Origin of the sequence: Mycolicibacterium pyrenivorans, from assembly GCF_025821625.1 — a bacterium.
In the GTDB taxonomy this organism is placed as follows: Bacteria; Actinomycetota; Actinomycetes; order Mycobacteriales; family Mycobacteriaceae; genus Mycobacterium; species Mycobacterium pyrenivorans.
This window is the reverse complement of record NZ_JACKSH010000108.1, coordinates 1-18,514: the sequence shown is the minus strand read 5'-3', so window position 1 is coordinate 18,514 and position 18,514 is coordinate 1. Positions and strand designations below refer to the sequence as shown.

The window sequence follows — 18,514 nt, the reverse complement described above, 5'->3', positions numbered from 1 at the left end:
GATGCTATAGCTGGGTATAGGACGCTTTACTCAGTGGCGAGATCAGGAGGCAGCAATGACCGGAACCACAGGCCGGGACGCGGTGATCGTCGCGGCGATGAGGACCCCGATCGGCAAGGGCAAACCGAGCGGCGGGCTGCATGACGTGCTGCCCGTGGACCTGCTTGCACACAGCCTGCGCGAGGTCGTGAGCCGGGCGGGCATCGATCCCGCACTGGTCGACGACGTCATCGCGGGCGCGGTCACGCAGGTCGGCGATCAGGCGGTCAACATCGCGCGCAACGCGCTGCTCGGCGCCGGATTCCCCGAGACCGTCCCGGGCACGACCGTCGACCGGCAGTGCGGCAGCAGCCAGCAGGCGGTCCACTTCGCCGCCCAAGGTGTCATCGCAGGCGCGTACGACGTCGTCATCGCCGCGGGCGTGGAGTCGATGTCGCGGGTGCCGATGGGCTCCAGCGTGCTCCCCGGCAGCGACCCGTTCGGAGCGATGGCCCAGCGCTACCCTGAAGGCCTTGTCCCGCAGGGCATCAGCGCCGAGCTGATCGCCGCGAAGTGGGGTTTGTCGCGCACCGAACTCGACGAGTTCTCCGCCCACAGCCACGAGAAGGCAGCGGCCGCGGCCAAGGAGGGCCGCTTCGACGACGAGCTGGCGCCGATCGCCGGGCTGAGCACTGACGAGATCATCCGCCCCGGCACCACCGTCGAGACGCTGGCCGGGCTGAGGCCGGCCTTCTACAACCCGGCCTACGGAGCACGGTTCCCGCAGATCGGCTGGAACATCACCCCGGGCAACAGCTCGCCCCTGTCCGACGGCAGCGCCGCGGTGCTGATCACCACCAGCGAGGTGGCCAAGCGCCTCGGCCTGCGCCCGCTGGCACTCATTCACACCACGACGGTTGTCGGCTCCGACCCGCTGTACATGCTGACCGGTGTCATCCCGGCCACGGAGAAGGTGCTCACGAAGGCTGGGCTGACACTGTCTGATATCGACCTGTTCGAGGTCAACGAGGCGTTCGCCCCCGTCGTACTCGCGTGGGCGAAGGACACGGGGGCTGATCTCGCCAAGACGAACGTCAACGGCGGCGCCATCGCGATCGGGCATCCGCTGGGCGCCAGCGGCGCCCGCATCATGACCACGCTGGTCAACGCGCTGCAGCAGCGCGGTGGTCGCTACGGGTTGCAGACGATGTGCGAGGGCGGCGGCATGGCCAACGCCACCGTCATCGAACGCCTCTGAAAACCCCGCCGGAATTGCATTCCAGCAGCGGAATCGCGAGAGACACCCTGCTGGAATGCAATTCCGGCGTGAGGTGGGGTCGTTAGGCGCGGGTCAGCTCGAACAGCGGGATGGCCCTCGACGTGTTGGCCTGATACTCGGCGAACACCGGTGCGAGCTCGGTCAGCTTCGGATACGTCACATCCCGCTCGTCGTCGGGCAGTTCACGGACGTCGACGTCATACGCCTCGGTGCCGATCTCGATGAACGCCTTGGGATTGGCCCGCAGATTGTGCACCCAGGCGGGATGCTTGGGCGCGCCGGCGTAGGAGCCCACGATGATCATCTTGCCGTCGATCGTCAGGTAGGCCAGCGGCGACAGCCTGGTCTTGCCTGACTTGGCGCCCGTGGTGTGCAGCAGCAGGAGCGTGCCGCCCTCGAACGGGCCGCCGACCTTGCCGCCGTTGGCCCGGAACTCCTCGACGATGTTGCGGTTGAACTCGTCGAGCGCAGCTGTGTCGGAATACAGTTTCTGCTTGTCGATCTCGGTCATTACCTGTCCAGCTTCTCCGGCTTGGCATCTATTCCGGATTCCTTGCGCTGCTGCGCGGTGATCGGCGCGGGCGCGTCGGTCAGCGGGTCGACCCCGCCGCCGCTCTTCGGGAACGCGATCACCTCACGGATCGAGTCGACCCCGGCGAGCAGCGCCGTGATCCGGTCCCAGCCGAACGCGATCCCACCATGAGGCGGGGCGCCGAAAGTGAAGGCGTTCAACAAGAATCCGAACTTCTCTTCCGCCTCGTCATGGTCGATCCCCATCATCGCGAACACCCGCTCCTGGACATCGCGCCGGTGGATACGGATCGAACCGCCACCGATCTCGTTGCCGTTGCAGACGATGTCGTAGGCGTCGGCCATCGCCGATCCCGGATCGGTGTCGAACGTCGCCTCCGAGGCAGGTGTCGGTGCGGTGAACGCGTGATGTACCGCCGTCCACGCACCGGACCCGACGGCCACGTCCCCGGCGGCGGTCGCATCGTCGACGCCTTCGAACAGCGGCCAGTCGACCACCCAGGTGAACGCCCAGGCGTTCGGGTCGATGAGGTCGAGACGCTTGGCGATCTCGATGCGGGTGGCCCCCAGCAGGGCACGCGCCGACTTCGCGGGCCCGGCGGAGAAGAACACGCAGTCGCCCGGGCTCGCGCCGACGTGGGCGGCCAGGCCGTCTCGTTCGGCATCGGTGAGGTTCTTGGCGACCGGACCGCCCAGTTCGCCGTCGTCGCCGATCAGCACGTAGGCCAATCCCCTGTGGCCCCGCTGCTTGGCGAACTCCTGCCAGCCGTCGAGCGTGCGGCGCGGCTGCGACGCCCCGCCGGGCATCACCACCGCCCCGACGTAGGGCGCCTGGAAGACCCGGAACGGTGTGTCGGAGAAGTAGTCGGCGCACTCGACGAGCTCGAGACCGAAGCGCAGGTCGGGCTTGTCGGTGCCGAACCGGCGCATCGCGTCGGCGTGGCTGATCCGGGGCAGCGGCAGCGGCAGGTCGTATCCGATCAGCGCCCACAGTGCCTTGAGGATCTCCTCGGACACCGCGATCACGTCGTCGGCGTCGACGAAGCTCATCTCCATGTCCAGCTGCGTGAACTCCGGCTGCCGGTCGGCGCGGAAGTCCTCGTCGCGGTAGCAGCGGGCGATCTGGTAGTACCGCTCCATCCCTGCCACCATCAGCAGCTGCTTGAACAGCTGGGGGCTCTGCGGCAGCGCGTAGAACGACCCTGGCTGCAGCCGTGCCGGCACCAGGAAATCGCGGGCGCCCTCCGGTGTCGAACGGGTGAGGGTCGGCGTCTCGATCTCGACGAAATCGTGAGCGGCGAGCACACCACGGGCGGCGGCATTCACCTTGGAGCGCAACCGGATTGCCTGCCCCGGGCCCTCCCGGCGCAGATCCAGGTAGCGGTACTTCAACCGCGCTTCCTCGCCTGCGGTCTCGTCGAGCTGGAACGGCAGCGCAGCGCTCTCCCCCAGCACGGTCAGCGAGGTCGCGTTGACCTCGATCTCCCCGGTGGCGATCTCCGTATTCGCGTTGCCCTCAGGCCGGATCTCGACGACGCCGGTGACGGCGACGCAGAACTCCGAGCGCAGCCGGTGCGCCTGGGCCAGCACCTCCCCCTCGCGGAACACCACCTGCGCGACACTGGGTCCGCTTCCCCGGTCGCTGCGCTCCTGCCCTCCGGAGAAGCCGTCCCTCAAGTCGATGAAGATGACGCCGCCGTGGTCGCGACGACGCGCCACCCAGCCGGCCAGCGTCACCGTCTGACCCGCGTCCGACGCGCGCAACGATCCGGCGGTGTGACTGCGCAGCACAAATGCTCCTCTTCGCGATGGGGTAACCGACAGGTCAGTCTAGAGGGGCCGCTACGGCGTCCAGCGTGCAGTTGTGTCTGGCCGGTAGACAACTATGGTCAGATGTCTACCCACGTACCGGAGGTTCACCCGTGGCCAAGCGTCACCCCTGCGAACGCGTCGAACTGGAGTTCGTCGACCGCGCGCCGTATCGCTTCGTCAGCACCGTCGATCTGGCGATCACGCCCGAGCAACTCTTCGAGGTGCTGGCCGACGCATCCTCATGGCCGCACTGGGCCAGCGTGATCACCAACGTGACATGGACAAGTCCGGCGCCGCGCGGCATCGGCACCACCCGTACCGTCGAGATGCGTGGCGGCATCACCGGCGACGAGGAGTTCCTGGCCTGGGAGCCGTTCACCCGGATGGCCTTCCGCTTCAACGAATCGACCACCGGGGCCATCGCCGCGTTCGCCGAGGACTACCGCGTCGTCCCCACCCCGGACGGTTGCCACCTCACGTGGATCATGGCGATGAAACCCAACGGGGTGGCAGGACGCCTCGGCCTGTTCACCGGACGTCCCGTGATGGGTTGGATGTTCCAGCGGTTCCTGCACAATCTCCGCCGCTATACCGACGAGCGCTTGCGCGAGGAGTAGTCGGTACCGACGAGCGCTTCGCGACGCCCCGGCCCTAGTACACGCCGGCCCACGCCGTGCGCCGGACCGCATCGGGATCCTCGGCGACGACGTCGCGAGCGGTCATGATCAGCCGGGTGCGCCGGTGTTCGGTCTCGTACAGCGGCCACTGCGCCTCGCCCACGCCTTCTCCGTGGGCGAAATCCAGCCAAGCCCGTTGCATCCGCCGCCCCACCGACGGCTGCAGTCGCCGCCCGAGGGGGTGCAGTTTGCGACCGATGAACGACGCGTAGCTGTGCTGGACATGCACGATCTCGCTGCCGTGCGTGGCGCCGAGACCGAGCATCCGCAGGCTCAGGCCGAAGTAATCGAAGCGGTACATCTGGGTGGGCGCGTGCGCGCTGTACGCGTCGGCGAACGCCCAGGCGGGTCCGCCGAACATCACATCGGATCCGAGGTCGATCAGCGCGCGGCGCCGCGGGTAGCCCGGGTACGCCTGTAGCACACGCGATTTGGCGTCGGGGGCGACCCGGGCGAAATAGGCGTCCACCGAGGCCCGCGTGGTGGGCAGCATCGGCGGTCTGGTCCACGCGAACATCGAGGCCTCGTGGCTGTTCGTGCCGATGATCAACGGAATGCGCGCCAGGTGCCCGCTTCGCGCGGCGTCGACCGGATGACTGGGCAGCAGATCCGTGCCGTGGGTCAGCCCGTAGGCCAGCGTCGGGGTGGTCGCCGCGCTCCTGAGCTGCACCATCCCCGCGGCACGGCGGAGTTGTCGCTGGGGTAGCGCTTTGACCTCGGCGGCGCTCACGCCGAGACGTGCCAGGAACTCGTGGGCGCGGGCCGCGCGGACCTCGCGGTCGGCGATCAGTGGCAGCGCGGGGCTCTGCGCGATCGCCCGGTGGACCAATCCATCACCCGCGGGGCTGGCCAGCAGTGCGAGGACGGACGTCGCCCCCGCGGATTCGCCGAACACGGTGACCCGGCCCGGGTCGCCGCCGAACGCGGCGATGTTGTCGCGCACCCAGCCCAGCGCGGCGATCTGATCGCGCAGGGCCAGGTTGTCGTCGAAGCCCTCGCCGAGGTCGCTGAGCTCGAAACCGCCGAACACGCCGATCCGATAGGTGATGTTGACGACCACCACGTTGCCGTTGGCGGCCAGCCGCGACCCGTTGTACAGCTGGAACTGCCCTGCGCCGTAGACGAACGCCCCGCCGGGGATCCACACCATCACCGGCAGCGAGCCGCTGGTGTCCGGCGACCACACCGTCAGGGTCAGGCAGGCCTCGTCGCGCACTTTCGGGTCGTCACGGCCGCCGCCGACGAACGACTTCGTCTGCGGTGGCAGCGGCCCGTGCTCGTGCGCGTCACGCACCCCCGACCATGGCGCAGGCGGTCCAGGAGCCAGAAACCGGCGCCGTCCCACCGGCTGCTCGGCATAGGGCACGCCGCGCCAGACGCCGATCCCGCCCTCGAGGTCGCCACGCAGGTCACCCGAGGTGGTATGGACGACGGTGGAATGTCCGGCGACGACTGCCACAGGACAAATCGTAGTGTGCAAAGCTTGACCAGCCTGGGGACCAGGCGCGGCGGCGAGAGTTGATGAGGTAGTGCGATGACCTTCAACGAAGGCATGCGGATCGACACCAGCACCACGTCCAGCAGCGGCGGGGGTCGCGGCCCGGGCCGGGGCATCGCGGTCGGGGGCGGCGTGGGCGGTTTGCTGATCGTCGTGGTTGCGCTGTTCCTCGGCATCGATCCAGGCACCGTCCTGCAGCAGCCGCAGATGAGCACCGAGGGCGTCGAGGCGCCCGGGTTCGACCTCAGCCAGTGCCAGACCGGCGAGGACGCCAACAACATCGTGCAGTGCCGCGTGGTGGCCACGGGCAACTCCCTCGATGGGGTGTGGTCGCAACTGATGCCGGGCTACACCCGGCCGCGGATCGAGTTGTTCACCGGTGGCATCGACACCGGCGGCTGCGGCTTCGCCGACAGCGCCGTCGGCCCGTTCTACTGCCCCGGAGACCAGACCGCCTACTTCGACACCAGTTTCTTCGACACACTCGTCACCCAGTTCGGCTCCAGCGGTGGGCCGCTAGCCGAGGAGTACGTCGTCGCCCACGAGTTCGGCCACCACATCCAGAACCTCGAAGGCACGCTCGCCCGCGCCCAGCAGGATCCTGAGGGTCCGACGGGCGGAGGGGTCCGCACCGAGCTGCAGGCCGACTGCTACGCGGGCGTATGGGCGCACTACGCGGCGATCACCAAGCAGGAGGGCACCGACGTGACATTCCTGAAACCGTTGACCGACAAGGATATTCAGGACGCCCTGTCCGCCGCCTCGGCGGTCGGTGACGACCGTATCCAAGAGGCGGCGACCGGCCGGGTCACCCCCGAGTCGTGGACCCACGGTTCCTCAGAGCAGCGGCAGAAGTGGTTCACCACCGGCTACCAGACCGGCGAACCGGCGAAGTGCGACACGTTCGCCACGAACAACCTTGGCTAGGCCGACCACCGCCGTCGACGCCGTCGCCGAGCGTTACCTCACAGTGTTCGCCGCCCTCGATCCCTGCGCCGCAACAGAAGCCGGCATCGCCGGTCACGACGATAAGATCACCGACTACTCCCCCGACGGGGTGGCGGCACGCGCCGAGGCAGCCCGTGGCACGCTGCGCGAACTCGATGGGGTCGAACCGGTCGACGATGTCGACGTGGTCACCGTCGCGGCGATGCGCGAGCGGCTCGGCGTGCTGCTCGACATGCACGACGCGGGACTGGACCTCGGCGAACTGAACGTGATCGCCTCCCCGCTGCAGACGATGCGCGACGTCTTCGACCTGATGGCCACCGACACCGAGGACGACTGGGCGGTGATCTGCCGCAGGCTGTCGCAGATCCCGCGCCGGGTAGCCGGATACGCCGACTCGCTGCGCGCCGCCGCGGCGGCCGGGCGCGCACCGGCCGCCCGCCAGGTGCGACGGGGCATCGAACAATCGGGGCAGATCCAGCGCCTGTTCATCGCGATGGTCGCCGATGCCGCTCCTGCCAATGACGCGCTGCGGGAGCAGCTGGGGCGCAGCGCCGAGGACGCGGCCGACGCCTACGCCCGGTTGGGCAAGGTGTTCCGGGAGGACATCGGTCCGCACGCGCGTGAGGTGGACGCGTGCGGACGCGACGCGTACACGGTGTTGTCGCGCTCCTTCCTCGGCGCGGCCGTCGATCTGGACGAGGCGTACCACTGGGGCCTGGAGCAGCTGGCGAGCATTGTCGCCGAACAGGACTCGATCGCCGACCGGCTCTATCCCGGCGCATCGGCCGCCGAGGCGCTTCGGCGACTGGACGGCGAGCAGCGCTATGTCATCCACGGCACCGACGCGCTCCAGCGGTGGATGCAGGATCTGTCCGACCGCGCGGTCGATTCATTGGCGGGCACCCATTTCGACATCGCCGAGCCGCTGCGCAACCTGGAGTGCCGGATCGCGCCGACGCACACCGGCGGCATCTACTACACCGGCCCGTCGGAGGACCTGTCCCGTCCCGGACGGATGTGGTGGTCGGTTCCCCTCGGCGTCGACACGTTCCACACGTGGCAGGAGACGACGACGGTGTACCACGAAGGTGTTCCCGGGCACCATCTGCAGATCGGCCGAGCGGTGGTGCTGGCCGATCAGCTCAATCGCTGGCGCAGGCTCGGCTGCTGGGTCTCCGGGCACGGCGAGGGATGGGCGCTGTACGCAGAACGGTTGATGGCCGAGCTGGGCTGGCTCGACGATGCCGGAAACCGGATGGGAATGCTTGATGCCCAACGCTTCCGGGCGGCGCGGGTGGTCATCGACATCGGAGTGCACTGCGGCCTGACCGCGCCCGACGGCGGCATCTGGGACGCCGAGAAGGCGTGGACATTCCTGCAGAGGCACAGCGCGATGGCCGAGGAGAACCTGCGTTTCGAACTGGACCGCTACCTCGGATGGCCCGGTCAGGCGCCGTCCTATGCGATCGGCCAGCGGATCTGGCAGCAGCTACGCGACCAGACCCGGTCCCGGGGGATCCCCCTCAAGGAGTTCCACAGCCGGGCAATGGATCTCGGTGGTCTACCGCTGGACGTGCTGCGATCTGCCCTGGCTGCCTGATCGCTCTACAGGCGCGACTGCTCCTTGATCGAGGTGTCGGTCTTGCGCAGCGGCCGGATGAGGGCGTCCTGGGCGAACGAGGCGATGAGCTCACCCTTCTGGGTGTGCACCGTGCCGCGGACATAGGACATGCCGGCACCCACCTGGGTGCTCTCGTGGCTGTAGAGCAGCCAGTCGTCCCATCGCACCGGCTCGTGGAAGCTGACCGACACCGTCATCGGCGCGGTCGAGACCGTCAGGTGCGCCTGGCTGGTGCCGATCCCTTCGTGCGCCCGCATCGTGGTCGAAATGCCAAGGTGGCCGGTGAAATACGCGATGAGCGCCTTGGCCAGATCGTCGCGCGCCGGAATCGGATCGTAGTGCAGCCATGCGTGCAACTCGGGTGGCCCCACCTCGTCGGGGCTGTTGACGTCCACGACGTCGACCAGGCGCAGTTCCCTGCCGACCATCGGCATCGGTGACGCATTGGCCTCGCCGGGCGGCGCCACGTCCGGGCGGGGCAGGTGGTGACGGATCACGTCCTCGGTGGGGACATCGGCGAGAACCGTCATCGTGATGCAGCGCTTGCCGTTCTGCTTGGCGGTCACCACCGCCGTTGCGGTGGAACGGCCTTCGCTGACGACGTCGATGTCGAACTCCACGGGTCCGGCGTCGACCATGACGGCGCGGGCGAAGACCGAGTACACCGATCGCACGGACTTGTCCGGGAAACGCTTGGCGGCGGCCACGATCGCCTGTGCGAGAACCTGCGTGCCCTCGACCACCTGGCGCTCGTCCTCGCCGGCGGGGCCGGTGTCCGCGGTGAACGTGTCCTGCCCGCTCGGCTGAGCATCGAAGAGATCGAGCAGTCCCTGCACCGTCCACGGCGTCTGCGCCGAATCAGTCGTCATCTTTCAACCGCCTCCACTAGTAACCGTCGGGGGAACAGTAACCGAGGTTCGCAAATAGCGGTAACGTCATTACCATCAGGTTCGGAGGAATTGAAGGGCGGTGCGGTATGGCAGCAAAGGCTCAGCCGGATTCCGCCGTCAGGGCCGAATCCGAATCCCGCGCCAATCGCTTCATGCGGTCGGCGCTTGCGATCCTCGGGGAGACCGGGCGCACCGACTTCACCGTGCTCGAGGTGGTCGAGCGGTCCAAGACGTCGCTGCGGGCGTTCTACCAGCACTTCGCCACCAAGGACGAACTGCTGCTGGCACTGGTCGAGAAGATCATGGCCGATGCCACCGAGCGGTGGCGCACCGAGACCGAGCAGCTGCCCAGTGGCGACGCGCTGCGCGCGCTGATCGAGCGCATCAGCGCACCCGCCGAGTCCAGCACCCAGGACAGCATCAACCGCGGGCTGACCTACTACAACGACCACCTGCTGGAGACCAGGCCCAAGGAGTTCGCGAAGGTGCTCGCACCGCTGCACGGCCTGGTGGGCGACATCCTGCGCCGCGGCATCGGCGAGGGTGAGTTTCGCGCGGATCTCGAGGTCGACACCGATGCGGCGATCCTGATGCAGACCGTGCTGGGGGCGCTGCGGTTGCGCGAGCTCGGCGCCGAGCTGAACGGCGTACCCATCGATGGCGGCCACCTGCACACGTTCTGCCTGCGCGGCCTGGTGCGATAACCACTCTCAACTGCGAAAACGACCTCATCAACGCCCCTGGCGTAGGCCTGGCCACGCGTGGTAATCTCGTTACCACCGACTGGTAATGGCATTACCATTCTTGGAAATACGACATGTCAGGAGCCCAAATCATGCCGTCACGCATCCTCGACTATCCGGTGTTCGACGCCGACAACCACTTTTACGAGCCCAAAGAGGCGCTCACCCAGTTCCTGCCCGATCACCGCAAGGGCATCATCGATTACATCGACGTCCACGGCCGCACCAAGATCGTGGTCCGCAACACGATCAGCGACTACATCCCGAACCCGACGTTCGAGGTGGTCGCGCGGCCCGGCGCCCAGGAGGAGTACTTCCGGCACGGCAGCGGCGGCAAGAGCTACCGCGAGGTGATGGGCAAGCCGATGAAGGCGATCCCTGCGTTCCGCGATCCGGAGGCGAGGCTCGAGGTCCTCGACGGACTCGGCCTGGACTACACGCTGATGTTCCCGACGCTGGCCTCACTGGTCGAGGAACGACTCAAGGACGATCCCGAGGCGATCCTGGACATCGTCCACGGCCTGAACCAGTGGATGTACGAGACCTGGCAGTTCAACTACGAGAACCGGATCTTCTCCACCCCTGTCATCAACCTGTCGATCGTCGACCGCGCACTCGAGGAACTCGAGTGGTGCCTCGAACGCGGCGCCAAGACCGTTCTGGTCCGGCCCGCCCCGGTCCCCGGGTTCCGCGGCACCCGCTCGTTCGGCCTGCCCGAGTTCGACCCGTTCTGGGACGCCTGCGTGAAGGCGGGCATCCCGGTGTCGATGCACGCCTCCGACAGCGGATACGCCGAGTACCTCAACGACTGGGAACCCGGCGACGAGTTCAAACCCTTCAAGCCGACCTCGTTCCGGATGGTCGCGATGGGCAAGCGGCCCATCGAGGACACCATGGCCGCGCTGGTCTGCCACGGCGCGCTGACCCGCAACCCGGACCTGCGCATCCTCTCGGTCGAGAACGGCGCATCGTGGGTGCCCTACCTGTTCTACCAGTTCAAGGACGTCTACTCGAAGATGCCCAACGAGTTCCCGGAGGACCCGATCGAGGCCTTCCGGCGCTGCGTCTATGTCGCCCCGTTCTGGGAGGACGACTTCAAGAAGATGGCCGACCTGTGCGGCATCGACCGCGTGATCTTCGGATCGGACTGGCCGCACCCCGAGGGCCTGGCGGATCCGATCAACCTCGTCGCAGATCTCGAGGCACATGGGCTCGACGACGACGGTGTCCGGAAGGTGATGGGCGCCAACATGATCGACTTGTTCAAGGTCGAGAACAAGCAGGTCCACAAGCCCGACGTGCCCGCGCTCGTCCTGACCTAGAGGATTCTCCGCTGCGGGCGCGTCGGCTCGGTCCGGCACGCCCGTAGACGGCGAGAAGTCCCCACCACGAAGATGCTGAACGGATCTCATGACTGAAGTGGCCAATCCCGAACAGATGCTGTTCGCCTCCACCACCCAGGCATTCCTGGAAAAGGAAGCGTCGCTGAGTCACGTTCGGGAACTGCACGACTCCGACGTCTCGTTCCACCGAGACTGGTGGCAACGAGCCGCGGAGCTGGGCTGGGCCAGCCTGCTGGTGCCCGAAGAACTCGGTGGGGGCAGCGTCTCCGGCGACGGTGTCGCCGATCTGGCCCTGGTCGCGGAGCAGATCGGCCACTCGGTCGCGCCCGGCCCGCTGCACCCGGTGAGCACGGTGCTGGCCGGCCTGGTCGAGTCGCCCGATGGGCACGAGGGCTTCATCGAGGCCCTGGTGTCCGGCGAATCGGTGGCGTCGTGGGCGGTGTACGAGCCCACCCGGCCGTTCGAGCCCGCACAGGCAGGTACCACCGCGACGCCCACCGCGTCCGGCTACCGCATCGACGGGGTGAAGGACCGGGTCGAGGCGGGTGCCGACAGCGACGCGGTGTTGGTGGTCGCCGACTGCGAAGGTCAGCTCAGGCAGTTCCTGGTACCGACCGACACCCCCGGCGTGACGGTCACCCCGCAGAAGTCTGTCGACATGGTCAAGCGTTACGCCAGAGTGCAATTCGACGGCGCCGAGGTCGAAGGGACCGCCGCGGTGGGAACCGCCGAGCAGACACCGGCCATCATCGAACGCCAGCGCCAGATCGCGCTGGTCCTGCAGTGCGCCGAGATCGTCGGGATCCTCGACGCCGTCCTCTCCATGACCAACCAATGGCTGTTCGACCGCCACAGCTTCGGTCGCCCACTGGCGTCCTATCAGGCCCTCAAACACCGGGTCGCGGACATGAAGATGTGGTTCGAGGCGTCCCGGGCCACCACCGCGGGCGCCGTCGCCGCGGTCGCCAAACACTCCCCCGCCGCCGAGAAGCTGGTCAGCGTCGCGAAAGCCTATGTGGCCGAACGCGCACCGGTGATGCTTCAAGACTGTGTGCAACTGCACGGCGGCATCGGGGTGACCTGGGAGCATGATCTGCATCTCTACCTCCGGCGGGTCGCCCTGTACCGGGCGATGTTCGGATCACCCGAAGACCACCACCGCGCCGTGTACGCGCTGAGCGGGAAGACGCAGCCGCAGGAGCCGAAGCCATGACCGACACCGCGATCTCGACCTCCACCACCGAATCGGTGGACGAATTCGCCGCCCGCGCCAGGACGTGGCTGGCCGAGAACATGCCACGTGTCGACCCCGACAATCCACCGTTCTCGGTGCGCGCCGAGCAGGAATACTGGGACCGCGCCAAGCAACTGCAGAAGCGGCTCTACGAGGGCGGCTTCGCCGGGATCTGCTTTCCACGCGAGTACGGCGGCCTCGGCCTGGATTACGCCTACCAGAAAGCCTTCGACGTCGAGTGCCGCACCTACGAGATGCCGCTGATCCTGAATGTGCCGACGTTCACGATCTGCGCCGCGACACTCCTCGATATGGGAAGCGAAGAGCAGAAGCGCGAACGGATCTCGGCCGCCATCCGTGGCGACGAGATCCTGGTGCAGCTGCTGAGCGAACCCAGTGGCGGTTCCGACCTCGCCGGCGTCATCACCCGGGCGGACCACAAGGACGGTAAGTGGATCGTCAACGGCGCCAAGACCTGGAGCACCAGTGCCTTCGCCGGCGACTACGGACTGCTGCTGGCCCGCACGGACTGGACCGTGCCCAAGCACGAGGGCCTGACGATGTTCCTGGTGCCCCTCGACGCCCCCGGCATCACGATGCGACGCATCAAGGAGGTCAACGGCAACGAGGAATTCTGCGAGGAGTTCTTCGACGGCCTCGAACTCGCCGACGACGCCGTGGTGGGCGAGGTCAACAAGGGCTGGGAGGTGGCTTCCCGCCAGTTGTTCCATGAGCGTCGCGCCGTGGGCGGTGGATCCGAGTTCGCCAGCGGGACCGGCGCCGAGAACGCCCAGGAGATGCCGCCCGATCACGTCGGGCTGGCCGAGGCCACCGGCCAGGCCGACGATCCCCGCATCCAGGACCTGGCGGGCCGCGCTCTGGTGCGTCGCCTGGTGAAGGAACAGCTCATCGAGCACATCGCCCGTTCCATCCCCAACGGCTCACTTCCGCCGAACGCGGGGACACTGATCCGGCTGTTTCACGCCGAGACCACCGAACTGGAGGTCGACACGGCACTCGCCATCGCCGGCACCGCGGGTGTGGTCGACGAGGGCGGGGATCTGTCGGGTCTGATGGAGATCGGCGTGCGCTACCTGTCGAGGCAGACCGGGTCGCTCGGCGGCGGCACCTCGGAGATGGCCCGCAATGTCATCAGTGAGCGAATGATGGGCTTCCCCCGCGAGCCCGCCGCCGACCGCGGGGTTCCGTTCAACCAGGTCAAGCGCGGACGCCAGTAACCCATATCACACTCGGAGGGACTGCAGCCGCCTCGGCGGCGCGCCGCCCTTCCTGGTGTGCGCTCTAATTGCGTTGGAAGACATGCGATGTCGTGCACGGCCACGCGACCGCGGCCGTGCTTGATAACGATTTGATAACAGCATGGAGGCCCTCGGCCGGCGGATCGAAACGGACATCGAAGCAGGTGACGGCGGTGGTCCGAGGTCTGCGAGCCACCGATTTCGGCACCGCCGCTGCTTGCTTCTCAGGATTTGCCCAAATACGGTCGAATCGCCGATGACGTAACTGACAGAATTCGATGACTTGTTCGGTGGTGACAAAACCAGGTGGATGGAAGTACGCCGCGTGATGGACTGAAGAGTCCTACCACGCTTCTCAGCGAGCCGAATCGCTCAGCTGGGCAATTCAATTCGTGGCAGCAATTTTTGCGGCGCCCGACTGACGCCGACGCGATCGCAATGCACCGCCTTGTCGCGGAGACCGAAGTCCTCGATCTCAACTCCACCTACGCATACCTTCTGTTGGCGACAGACTTTGCCGACACCAGCGTGGTGGCGGAGCGCGACGGAGAGTTGTTCGGGTTGATCACGGGATATCACCCGCCGTCGCGACCGGAGGTGCTGTTCGTCTGGCAGGTCGCCGTCGCCGAATCGGCGCGCGGGACCGGGCTCGCAGGCGCGATGCTGGATACCTTGACGCGCCGGGTCCGCGAAGACCGCCACGGTCACCCCGTCACCGTGGAGGCCACCGTCGCGCCGAGCAACTCGGCATCGCGCGCCCTCTTCGGCGCTTTCGCACGACGCCACGGCGTGCCGATCAGCGAGCACCCCCGCTTTCTGGCCTCCCACCTCGATGTCGATCAGTCCCACGAGGACGAACCGATCCTGCGGATCGGGCCCATCACCGCCCCCCTCACCAACGCACATCCCTGAAAGGATCCATGTCAATCCCAACCCTCACCACCCCGGTAGCCGAGTCGGACCTTCCCGACGTGTACGACTCGGTCGAGTCGGAGGTTCGCAGTTACTGCCGCAGCTGGCCGACGACCATGGAGGTCGCCCAGGGGTCATGGCTGACCGATGTCGCCGGCCGCCGATATCTCGACTTCTTCGCCGGCGCAGGCGCACTGAACTACGGGCACAACAACCCCGCCCTCAAGCAGCCTCTGCTCGACTACCTCGCCAGCGACATGATCGTGCACTCGCTCGACATGGCGACGTCGGCGAAGACCAACTTTCTCGAGACCTTCGAACGGCTGATCCTGCGCCCCCGTGGCCTCGACTACAAGGTGCAGTTTCCCGGCCCTACGGGCGCCAACTCCGTTGAGGCGGCGTTGAAGCTGGCCCGCAAGGTGACCGGGCGTGAATCAATCATCAACTTCACCAACGCCTTTCACGGCATGACCTTGGGTGCGCTGTCGGTGACCGGGAACTCGATGAAACGCGCCGGGGCGGGAATACCGTTGGTCCATTCGACTCCGATGCCGTATGACAACTACTTCGGCGGGGTCACCGAGGACTTCCACTGGTTCGAGCGGGTGCTCGACGACTCCGGCGGCGGTCTCAATCACCCCGCTGCGGTGATCGTCGAGACCGTGCAGGGCGAGGGCGGACTGAACGTCGCGCGCGCCGAGTGGCTGCAGGCGCTCGCCGAATTGTGCCGCCGCCGCGACATCCTGCTCATCGTCGACGACGTGCAGATGGGTTGCGGACGCACGGGGAAGTTCTTCAGTTTCGAAGAGGCCGGGATCGTCCCCGACATCGTCACCGTGTCCAAGTCGATCAGCGGTTACGGGTTGCCGATGGCGCTGACCCTTTTCCGGCGCGAGTTGGACGTCTGGGCTCCCGGCGAGCACAACGGCACCTTCCGGGGCCACAATCCGGCTTTCGTCACCGCCACTCAGGCTCTCGAGACATACTGGAGTACAGAGTCTTTCGCTGATAAGACCGCCGCCAAGGGGCGGCAGGTCCGGGACCGCCTCGAGGGTATTGCCGCGACCCACCAAGGGATCACTGCCCGCGGGCGTGGGATGGCCCAGGGGCTGAAGTTCGCCGAGACGTCGTTGGCCGCTGCGGTCTGCCGGGCGGCGTCCGACCGAGGGGTGCTGATGGAGACGAGCGGCCCCACAGACGAGGTGGTCAAGCTGCTGCCTCCCCTGACCACCACCGAATCAGACCTCGACGAGGGCATCGACGTTCTGGCGGAAGCCGTCGCGGTGACCCTGTCCTGACGGACACGACGACTTGACAGAAGGAGACTAAACTCTTGATCGTGCGCACCACCGCGGACATCACCGGCACCGAGCGCGACGTCTCGGCGAAGGACTGGCGGTCGAAGCGAATCGTGCTCGCCGACGACGGCGTCGGGTTCTCGTTTCACGAGACGACCATCAATGCCGGTTCGGTGAGCGAGTTCCACTACCGCCACCACGTCGAGGCCGTCTGGGTCGTCGAAGGCGCCGGCACGCTCACCAATCACGAGACAGGCGAGCAACACCCACTGCGCCCGGGCACGATGTACCTTCTCGACGGCCACGAACGGCACCGCGTCACCTGCGACACCCAGATGCGGATGCTCTGCGTCTTCAACCCACCGGTGACGGGTCGGGAGGTTCACGACGAGAACGGTGCCTACCCTGCGGCAGAGCCGGTCCGATGAGGTTGAACGGAATGGACCGGTGCCACGACCACTACCCCACCCGGCTGGAGCGTGCGGCCGATCCGATCGCCCGGATCGAACCGACGGTATGGGGCCAGGAATCCGATGGCCCGCTGAGTGACGCGGACCTGCGATCCGTCACCGACAGCGGCTACCTCGTGCGTCCTGAGACCGTGGGCGGGAACTGGCTGCCCACCCTTCGTGACGAGCTCCAACAGATCGGCGCCCGCGCCGACGAGGACGATCCACGCATCATTCGCGAAGCGTCCGGGGGCATCCGTTCCGTCTTCCAACCGCACCTTCTCAGCGATGTGGTCGCCGAGGTGGTGACCCTCGACACCGTGCTGCCTGTGGCGCGCCAGCTTCTGGGCAGTGACGTGTACCTGCACCAGGCGCGCATCAACCTGATGCCCGGATTCACCGGCAGCGGGTTCTACTGGCACTCGGACTTCGAAACGTGGCACGCCGAGGACGGCATGCCGTCGATGCGCGCGGTGTCGTGCTCGATCGCGCTGACCGAGAACTTCGCCTACAACGGAGCCCTGATGGTGATGCCGGGTTCGCACAAGACCTTCTACCCGTGCGTCGGTGCCACGCCGCAGAACCACCACGAGGCGTCGCTCGTCAAGCAGGAGATCGGCGTGCCAGATCGGAGCACGTTGACCACGGCGGCTAATCGACACGGCATCGAGCAGGTCACCGGCCCGGCAGGCACCGCCCTGTGGTTCGACTCGAACATGATGCACGGGTCGGCGTCCAACATCACGCCGTTCCCGCGCTCCAACATCTTCTTGGTCTTCAACTCGGTGGAGAACCGCCTGTGCGCGCCGTTCCGAGCGGCGGCCCCGCGGCCGGAGTACCTCGCCGCCAGGACCGAGCAGGCGTTCAGCGTCGCTGCCGCGACCTGAGCCCCGAGTACAGCTTTTAGAAAAGCATGGGCTGGACCGCGGCGGTCGGCGCGACCTGCGGCGGCGGTGCCTGCTCGCGGAACGAGCGGCGGTCGGGTGCCAGCCGGTACCTCGCCACCAGCGGTGCGACCCGTCGCTGCAGCATCGCCCGGTAGTCCGCGGGTAGATAGGCTCCGCGCCGGTACAGCCGGCGATACTCCCCCACCAGCGCGGGATGGGTCTGCGCCAGCCAGTCCATGAACCACCCGCGGGTGCTGCCGCGCAGGTGCAGGCCGAACACCGTCACGCTGGTCGCCCCGGCGGCCGCGATCCGGCTCAGCAGGTCGTCGAGGTGCTCCTCGGAATCGGTCAGGCCCGGCAGGACGGGGGCGACCATGACGTGGCAGCCGAGGCCGGCGTCGCGGATGGCCGAGATCAGCCCGAGCCGCGCCTGCGGCGTCGGGGTGCCCGGTTCGACCTGGCTGTGCAGGTCCGGATCCCCCACGGCAAGCGAAACCGCCACGCTGACGTCTACCCGGTGCGCGGCCTCGACGAGCAGCGGCAGATCGCGCCGCAGCAGCGTGCCCTTGGTCAGAATGGAAAACCCCGTGCCCGAATCTGTGAGCGCGCCGATGATGCCCGGCATCAACGCATAGCGGCCCTCGGCCCGTTGATACGGGTCCGTATTCGTGCCCAGCGCAACGGTTTCCCGCATCCATGACGGACGTCGCAGTTCGCGGCGCAACACGTCGGCGACGTTCGTCTTGACCACCACCTGCGTGTCGAAATCGCGACCGCAGTCGAACTCCAGATACTCGTGGGTGGGCCGGGCGAAGCAGTACCGGCACGCATGAGAGCAGCCGCGGTAGCCGTTGACGGTGTATCGGAAAGGCAGCATCGATGCGGCGGGGATCTTGTTCAGCGCCGACTTGCACAGCACCTCGTGGAAGGTGATGCCCTCGAACGCCGGGGTGCGCACGCTGCGGACGAGGCCGATGCGCTGCAACCCCGGAAGCGCCCCGTCGTCCACACTGACGCCCTGGCCATCCCACCGCATACCCCATGCGAACATACGTGCGACTCCTCACCTTGTTGTGGGGAGTTTCGGGCTGATTCCGCCGAGCATGAGGTAGATCATCGAGGTCAGTGATTTGGCGGTGTGATGGCCGTAG

Annotated in this window: 17 protein-coding genes; 12 read left to right on the top strand and 5 right to left on the bottom strand. The window is 67.2% G+C overall.

The annotated features are described in order from the left end of the window. Positions 1 to 55: 55 nt before the first annotated feature. A complete protein-coding gene (locus H7I57_RS14220) occupies positions 56 to 1,237 on the top strand; it encodes a thiolase family protein (RefSeq protein WP_264024197.1) in 1,182 nt (393 codons plus the stop codon). Positions 1,238 to 1,319: 82 nt separating this feature from the next. Here H7I57_RS14220 and H7I57_RS14215 read toward each other — a convergent pair whose 3' ends face one another. Further along, complete coding sequence (locus H7I57_RS14215; protein ID WP_264024196.1) at positions 1,320 to 1,769, bottom strand: nitroreductase family deazaflavin-dependent oxidoreductase; 450 nt, start codon at positions 1,767 to 1,769, stop codon at positions 1,320 to 1,322. After that, complete coding sequence (gene aspS, locus H7I57_RS14210) at positions 1,769 to 3,580, bottom strand: aspartate--tRNA ligase (RefSeq protein WP_264024195.1); 1,812 nt, start codon at positions 3,578 to 3,580, stop codon at positions 1,769 to 1,771. The genes H7I57_RS14215 and aspS overlap by 1 nt, the downstream gene beginning before the upstream one ends. 131 nt (positions 3,581 to 3,711) lie before the next feature. Between aspS and H7I57_RS14205 the strand changes: the two genes are divergently transcribed. Continuing rightward, on the top strand, positions 3,712 to 4,218 hold the full coding sequence (locus tag H7I57_RS14205; protein ID WP_264024194.1) for an SRPBCC family protein: 507 nt from the start codon (positions 3,712 to 3,714) through the stop codon (positions 4,216 to 4,218). Positions 4,219 to 4,252: 34 nt separating this feature from the next. Here the strand turns inward: H7I57_RS14205 and H7I57_RS14200 are convergent, their stop codons facing one another. Beyond that, positions 4,253 to 5,737 (bottom strand): carboxylesterase/lipase family protein, encoded by a 1,485-nt coding sequence (locus tag H7I57_RS14200; RefSeq protein WP_264024193.1) that lies wholly within the window; start codon positions 5,735 to 5,737, stop codon positions 4,253 to 4,255. Between the two features lie 75 nt (positions 5,738 to 5,812). On the opposite strand from H7I57_RS14200, the gene ypfJ reads away from it, so the two are divergent. After that, complete coding sequence (gene ypfJ / locus H7I57_RS14195) at positions 5,813 to 6,703, top strand: KPN_02809 family neutral zinc metallopeptidase (RefSeq protein WP_264024192.1); 891 nt, start codon at positions 5,813 to 5,815, stop codon at positions 6,701 to 6,703. Next, entirely contained in the window at positions 6,696 to 8,327 is a 1,632-nt protein-coding gene (locus H7I57_RS14190) for a DUF885 domain-containing protein (RefSeq protein WP_264024191.1), read from the top strand. The genes ypfJ and H7I57_RS14190 overlap by 8 nt, the downstream gene beginning before the upstream one ends. 5 nt (positions 8,328 to 8,332) lie before the next feature. Here the strand turns inward: H7I57_RS14190 and H7I57_RS14185 are convergent, their stop codons facing one another. Continuing rightward, positions 8,333 to 9,217 carry an acyl-CoA thioesterase gene (locus tag H7I57_RS14185; protein ID WP_264024189.1) on the bottom strand — a complete coding sequence of 295 codons (885 nt, stop codon included), beginning with the start codon at positions 9,215 to 9,217 and terminating at the stop codon, positions 8,333 to 8,335. 107 nt (positions 9,218 to 9,324) lie between these two features. Between H7I57_RS14185 and H7I57_RS14180 the strand changes: the two genes are divergently transcribed. The 8 genes from H7I57_RS14180 (at position 9,325) to thpD (ending at position 17,363) form a co-directional block, all read left to right on the top strand. Beyond that, positions 9,325 to 9,942, top strand: coding sequence for a TetR/AcrR family transcriptional regulator (locus H7I57_RS14180; protein WP_264024188.1), 618 nt, complete (start codon positions 9,325 to 9,327; stop codon positions 9,940 to 9,942). A gap of 131 nt (positions 9,943 to 10,073) precedes the next feature. Then, positions 10,074 to 11,303, top strand: a complete 1,230-nt coding sequence (locus H7I57_RS14175; RefSeq protein ID WP_264024187.1) for an amidohydrolase family protein — start codon at positions 10,074 to 10,076, stop codon at positions 11,301 to 11,303. A gap of 88 nt (positions 11,304 to 11,391) precedes the next feature. Then, positions 11,392 to 12,537 carry an acyl-CoA dehydrogenase family protein gene (locus tag H7I57_RS14170; protein WP_264024186.1) on the top strand — a complete coding sequence of 382 codons (1,146 nt, stop codon included), beginning with the start codon at positions 11,392 to 11,394 and terminating at the stop codon, positions 12,535 to 12,537. Beyond that, a complete protein-coding gene (locus tag H7I57_RS14165; protein WP_264024185.1) occupies positions 12,534 to 13,796 on the top strand; it encodes an acyl-CoA dehydrogenase family protein in 1,263 nt (420 codons plus the stop codon). The genes H7I57_RS14170 and H7I57_RS14165 overlap by 4 nt, the downstream gene beginning before the upstream one ends. A gap of 354 nt (positions 13,797 to 14,150) precedes the next feature. Next, a complete protein-coding gene (gene ectA / locus H7I57_RS14160) occupies positions 14,151 to 14,729 on the top strand; it encodes a diaminobutyrate acetyltransferase (RefSeq protein ID WP_372510224.1) in 579 nt (192 codons plus the stop codon). A gap of 8 nt (positions 14,730 to 14,737) precedes the next feature. Beyond that, the gene (gene ectB, locus H7I57_RS14155) at positions 14,738 to 16,027 is read left to right on the top strand and encodes a diaminobutyrate--2-oxoglutarate transaminase (protein WP_264024182.1); all 1,290 of its coding nucleotides are present in this window, start codon (positions 14,738 to 14,740) and stop codon (positions 16,025 to 16,027) included. 35 nt (positions 16,028 to 16,062) lie between these two features. Further along, positions 16,063 to 16,455, top strand: coding sequence for an ectoine synthase (locus H7I57_RS14150; protein ID WP_264024180.1), 393 nt, complete (start codon positions 16,063 to 16,065; stop codon positions 16,453 to 16,455). Beyond that, entirely contained in the window at positions 16,452 to 17,363 is a 912-nt protein-coding gene (gene thpD / locus H7I57_RS14145) for an ectoine hydroxylase (RefSeq protein WP_264024179.1), read from the top strand. Before H7I57_RS14150 ends, thpD begins: the two co-directional genes overlap by 4 nt. Before the next feature lie 16 nt (positions 17,364 to 17,379). Here thpD and H7I57_RS14140 read toward each other — a convergent pair whose 3' ends face one another. Then, positions 17,380 to 18,399 (bottom strand): Rv2578c family radical SAM protein, encoded by a 1,020-nt coding sequence (locus H7I57_RS14140; RefSeq protein WP_275081260.1) that lies wholly within the window; start codon positions 18,397 to 18,399, stop codon positions 17,380 to 17,382. Positions 18,400 to 18,514 lie beyond the last annotated feature (115 nt).

Coding starts and splice junctions, on each gene's coding strand:
- H7I57_RS14220 (WP_264024197.1), top strand. CDS start 56: ATGACCGGAACCACAGGCCGGGACGCGGTGATCGTCGCGGCGATGAGG.
- H7I57_RS14215 (WP_264024196.1), bottom strand. CDS start 1,769: ATGACCGAGATCGACAAGCAGAAACTGTATTCCGACACAGCTGCGCTC.
- ypfJ (WP_264024192.1), top strand. CDS start 5,813: ATGACCTTCAACGAAGGCATGCGGATCGACACCAGCACCACGTCCAGC.
- H7I57_RS14185 (WP_264024189.1), bottom strand. CDS start 9,217: ATGACGACTGATTCGGCGCAGACGCCGTGGACGGTGCAGGGACTGCTC.
- H7I57_RS14180 (WP_264024188.1), top strand. CDS start 9,325: ATGGCAGCAAAGGCTCAGCCGGATTCCGCCGTCAGGGCCGAATCCGAA.
- H7I57_RS14175 (WP_264024187.1), top strand. CDS start 10,074: ATGCCGTCACGCATCCTCGACTATCCGGTGTTCGACGCCGACAACCAC.
- H7I57_RS14170 (WP_264024186.1), top strand. CDS start 11,392: ATGACTGAAGTGGCCAATCCCGAACAGATGCTGTTCGCCTCCACCACC.
- H7I57_RS14165 (WP_264024185.1), top strand. CDS start 12,534: ATGACCGACACCGCGATCTCGACCTCCACCACCGAATCGGTGGACGAA.
- ectB (WP_264024182.1), top strand. CDS start 14,738: ATGTCAATCCCAACCCTCACCACCCCGGTAGCCGAGTCGGACCTTCCC.
- thpD (WP_264024179.1), top strand. CDS start 16,452: ATGAGGTTGAACGGAATGGACCGGTGCCACGACCACTACCCCACCCGG.
- H7I57_RS14140 (WP_275081260.1), bottom strand. CDS start 18,399: ATGCGGTGGGATGGCCAGGGCGTCAGTGTGGACGACGGGGCGCTTCCG.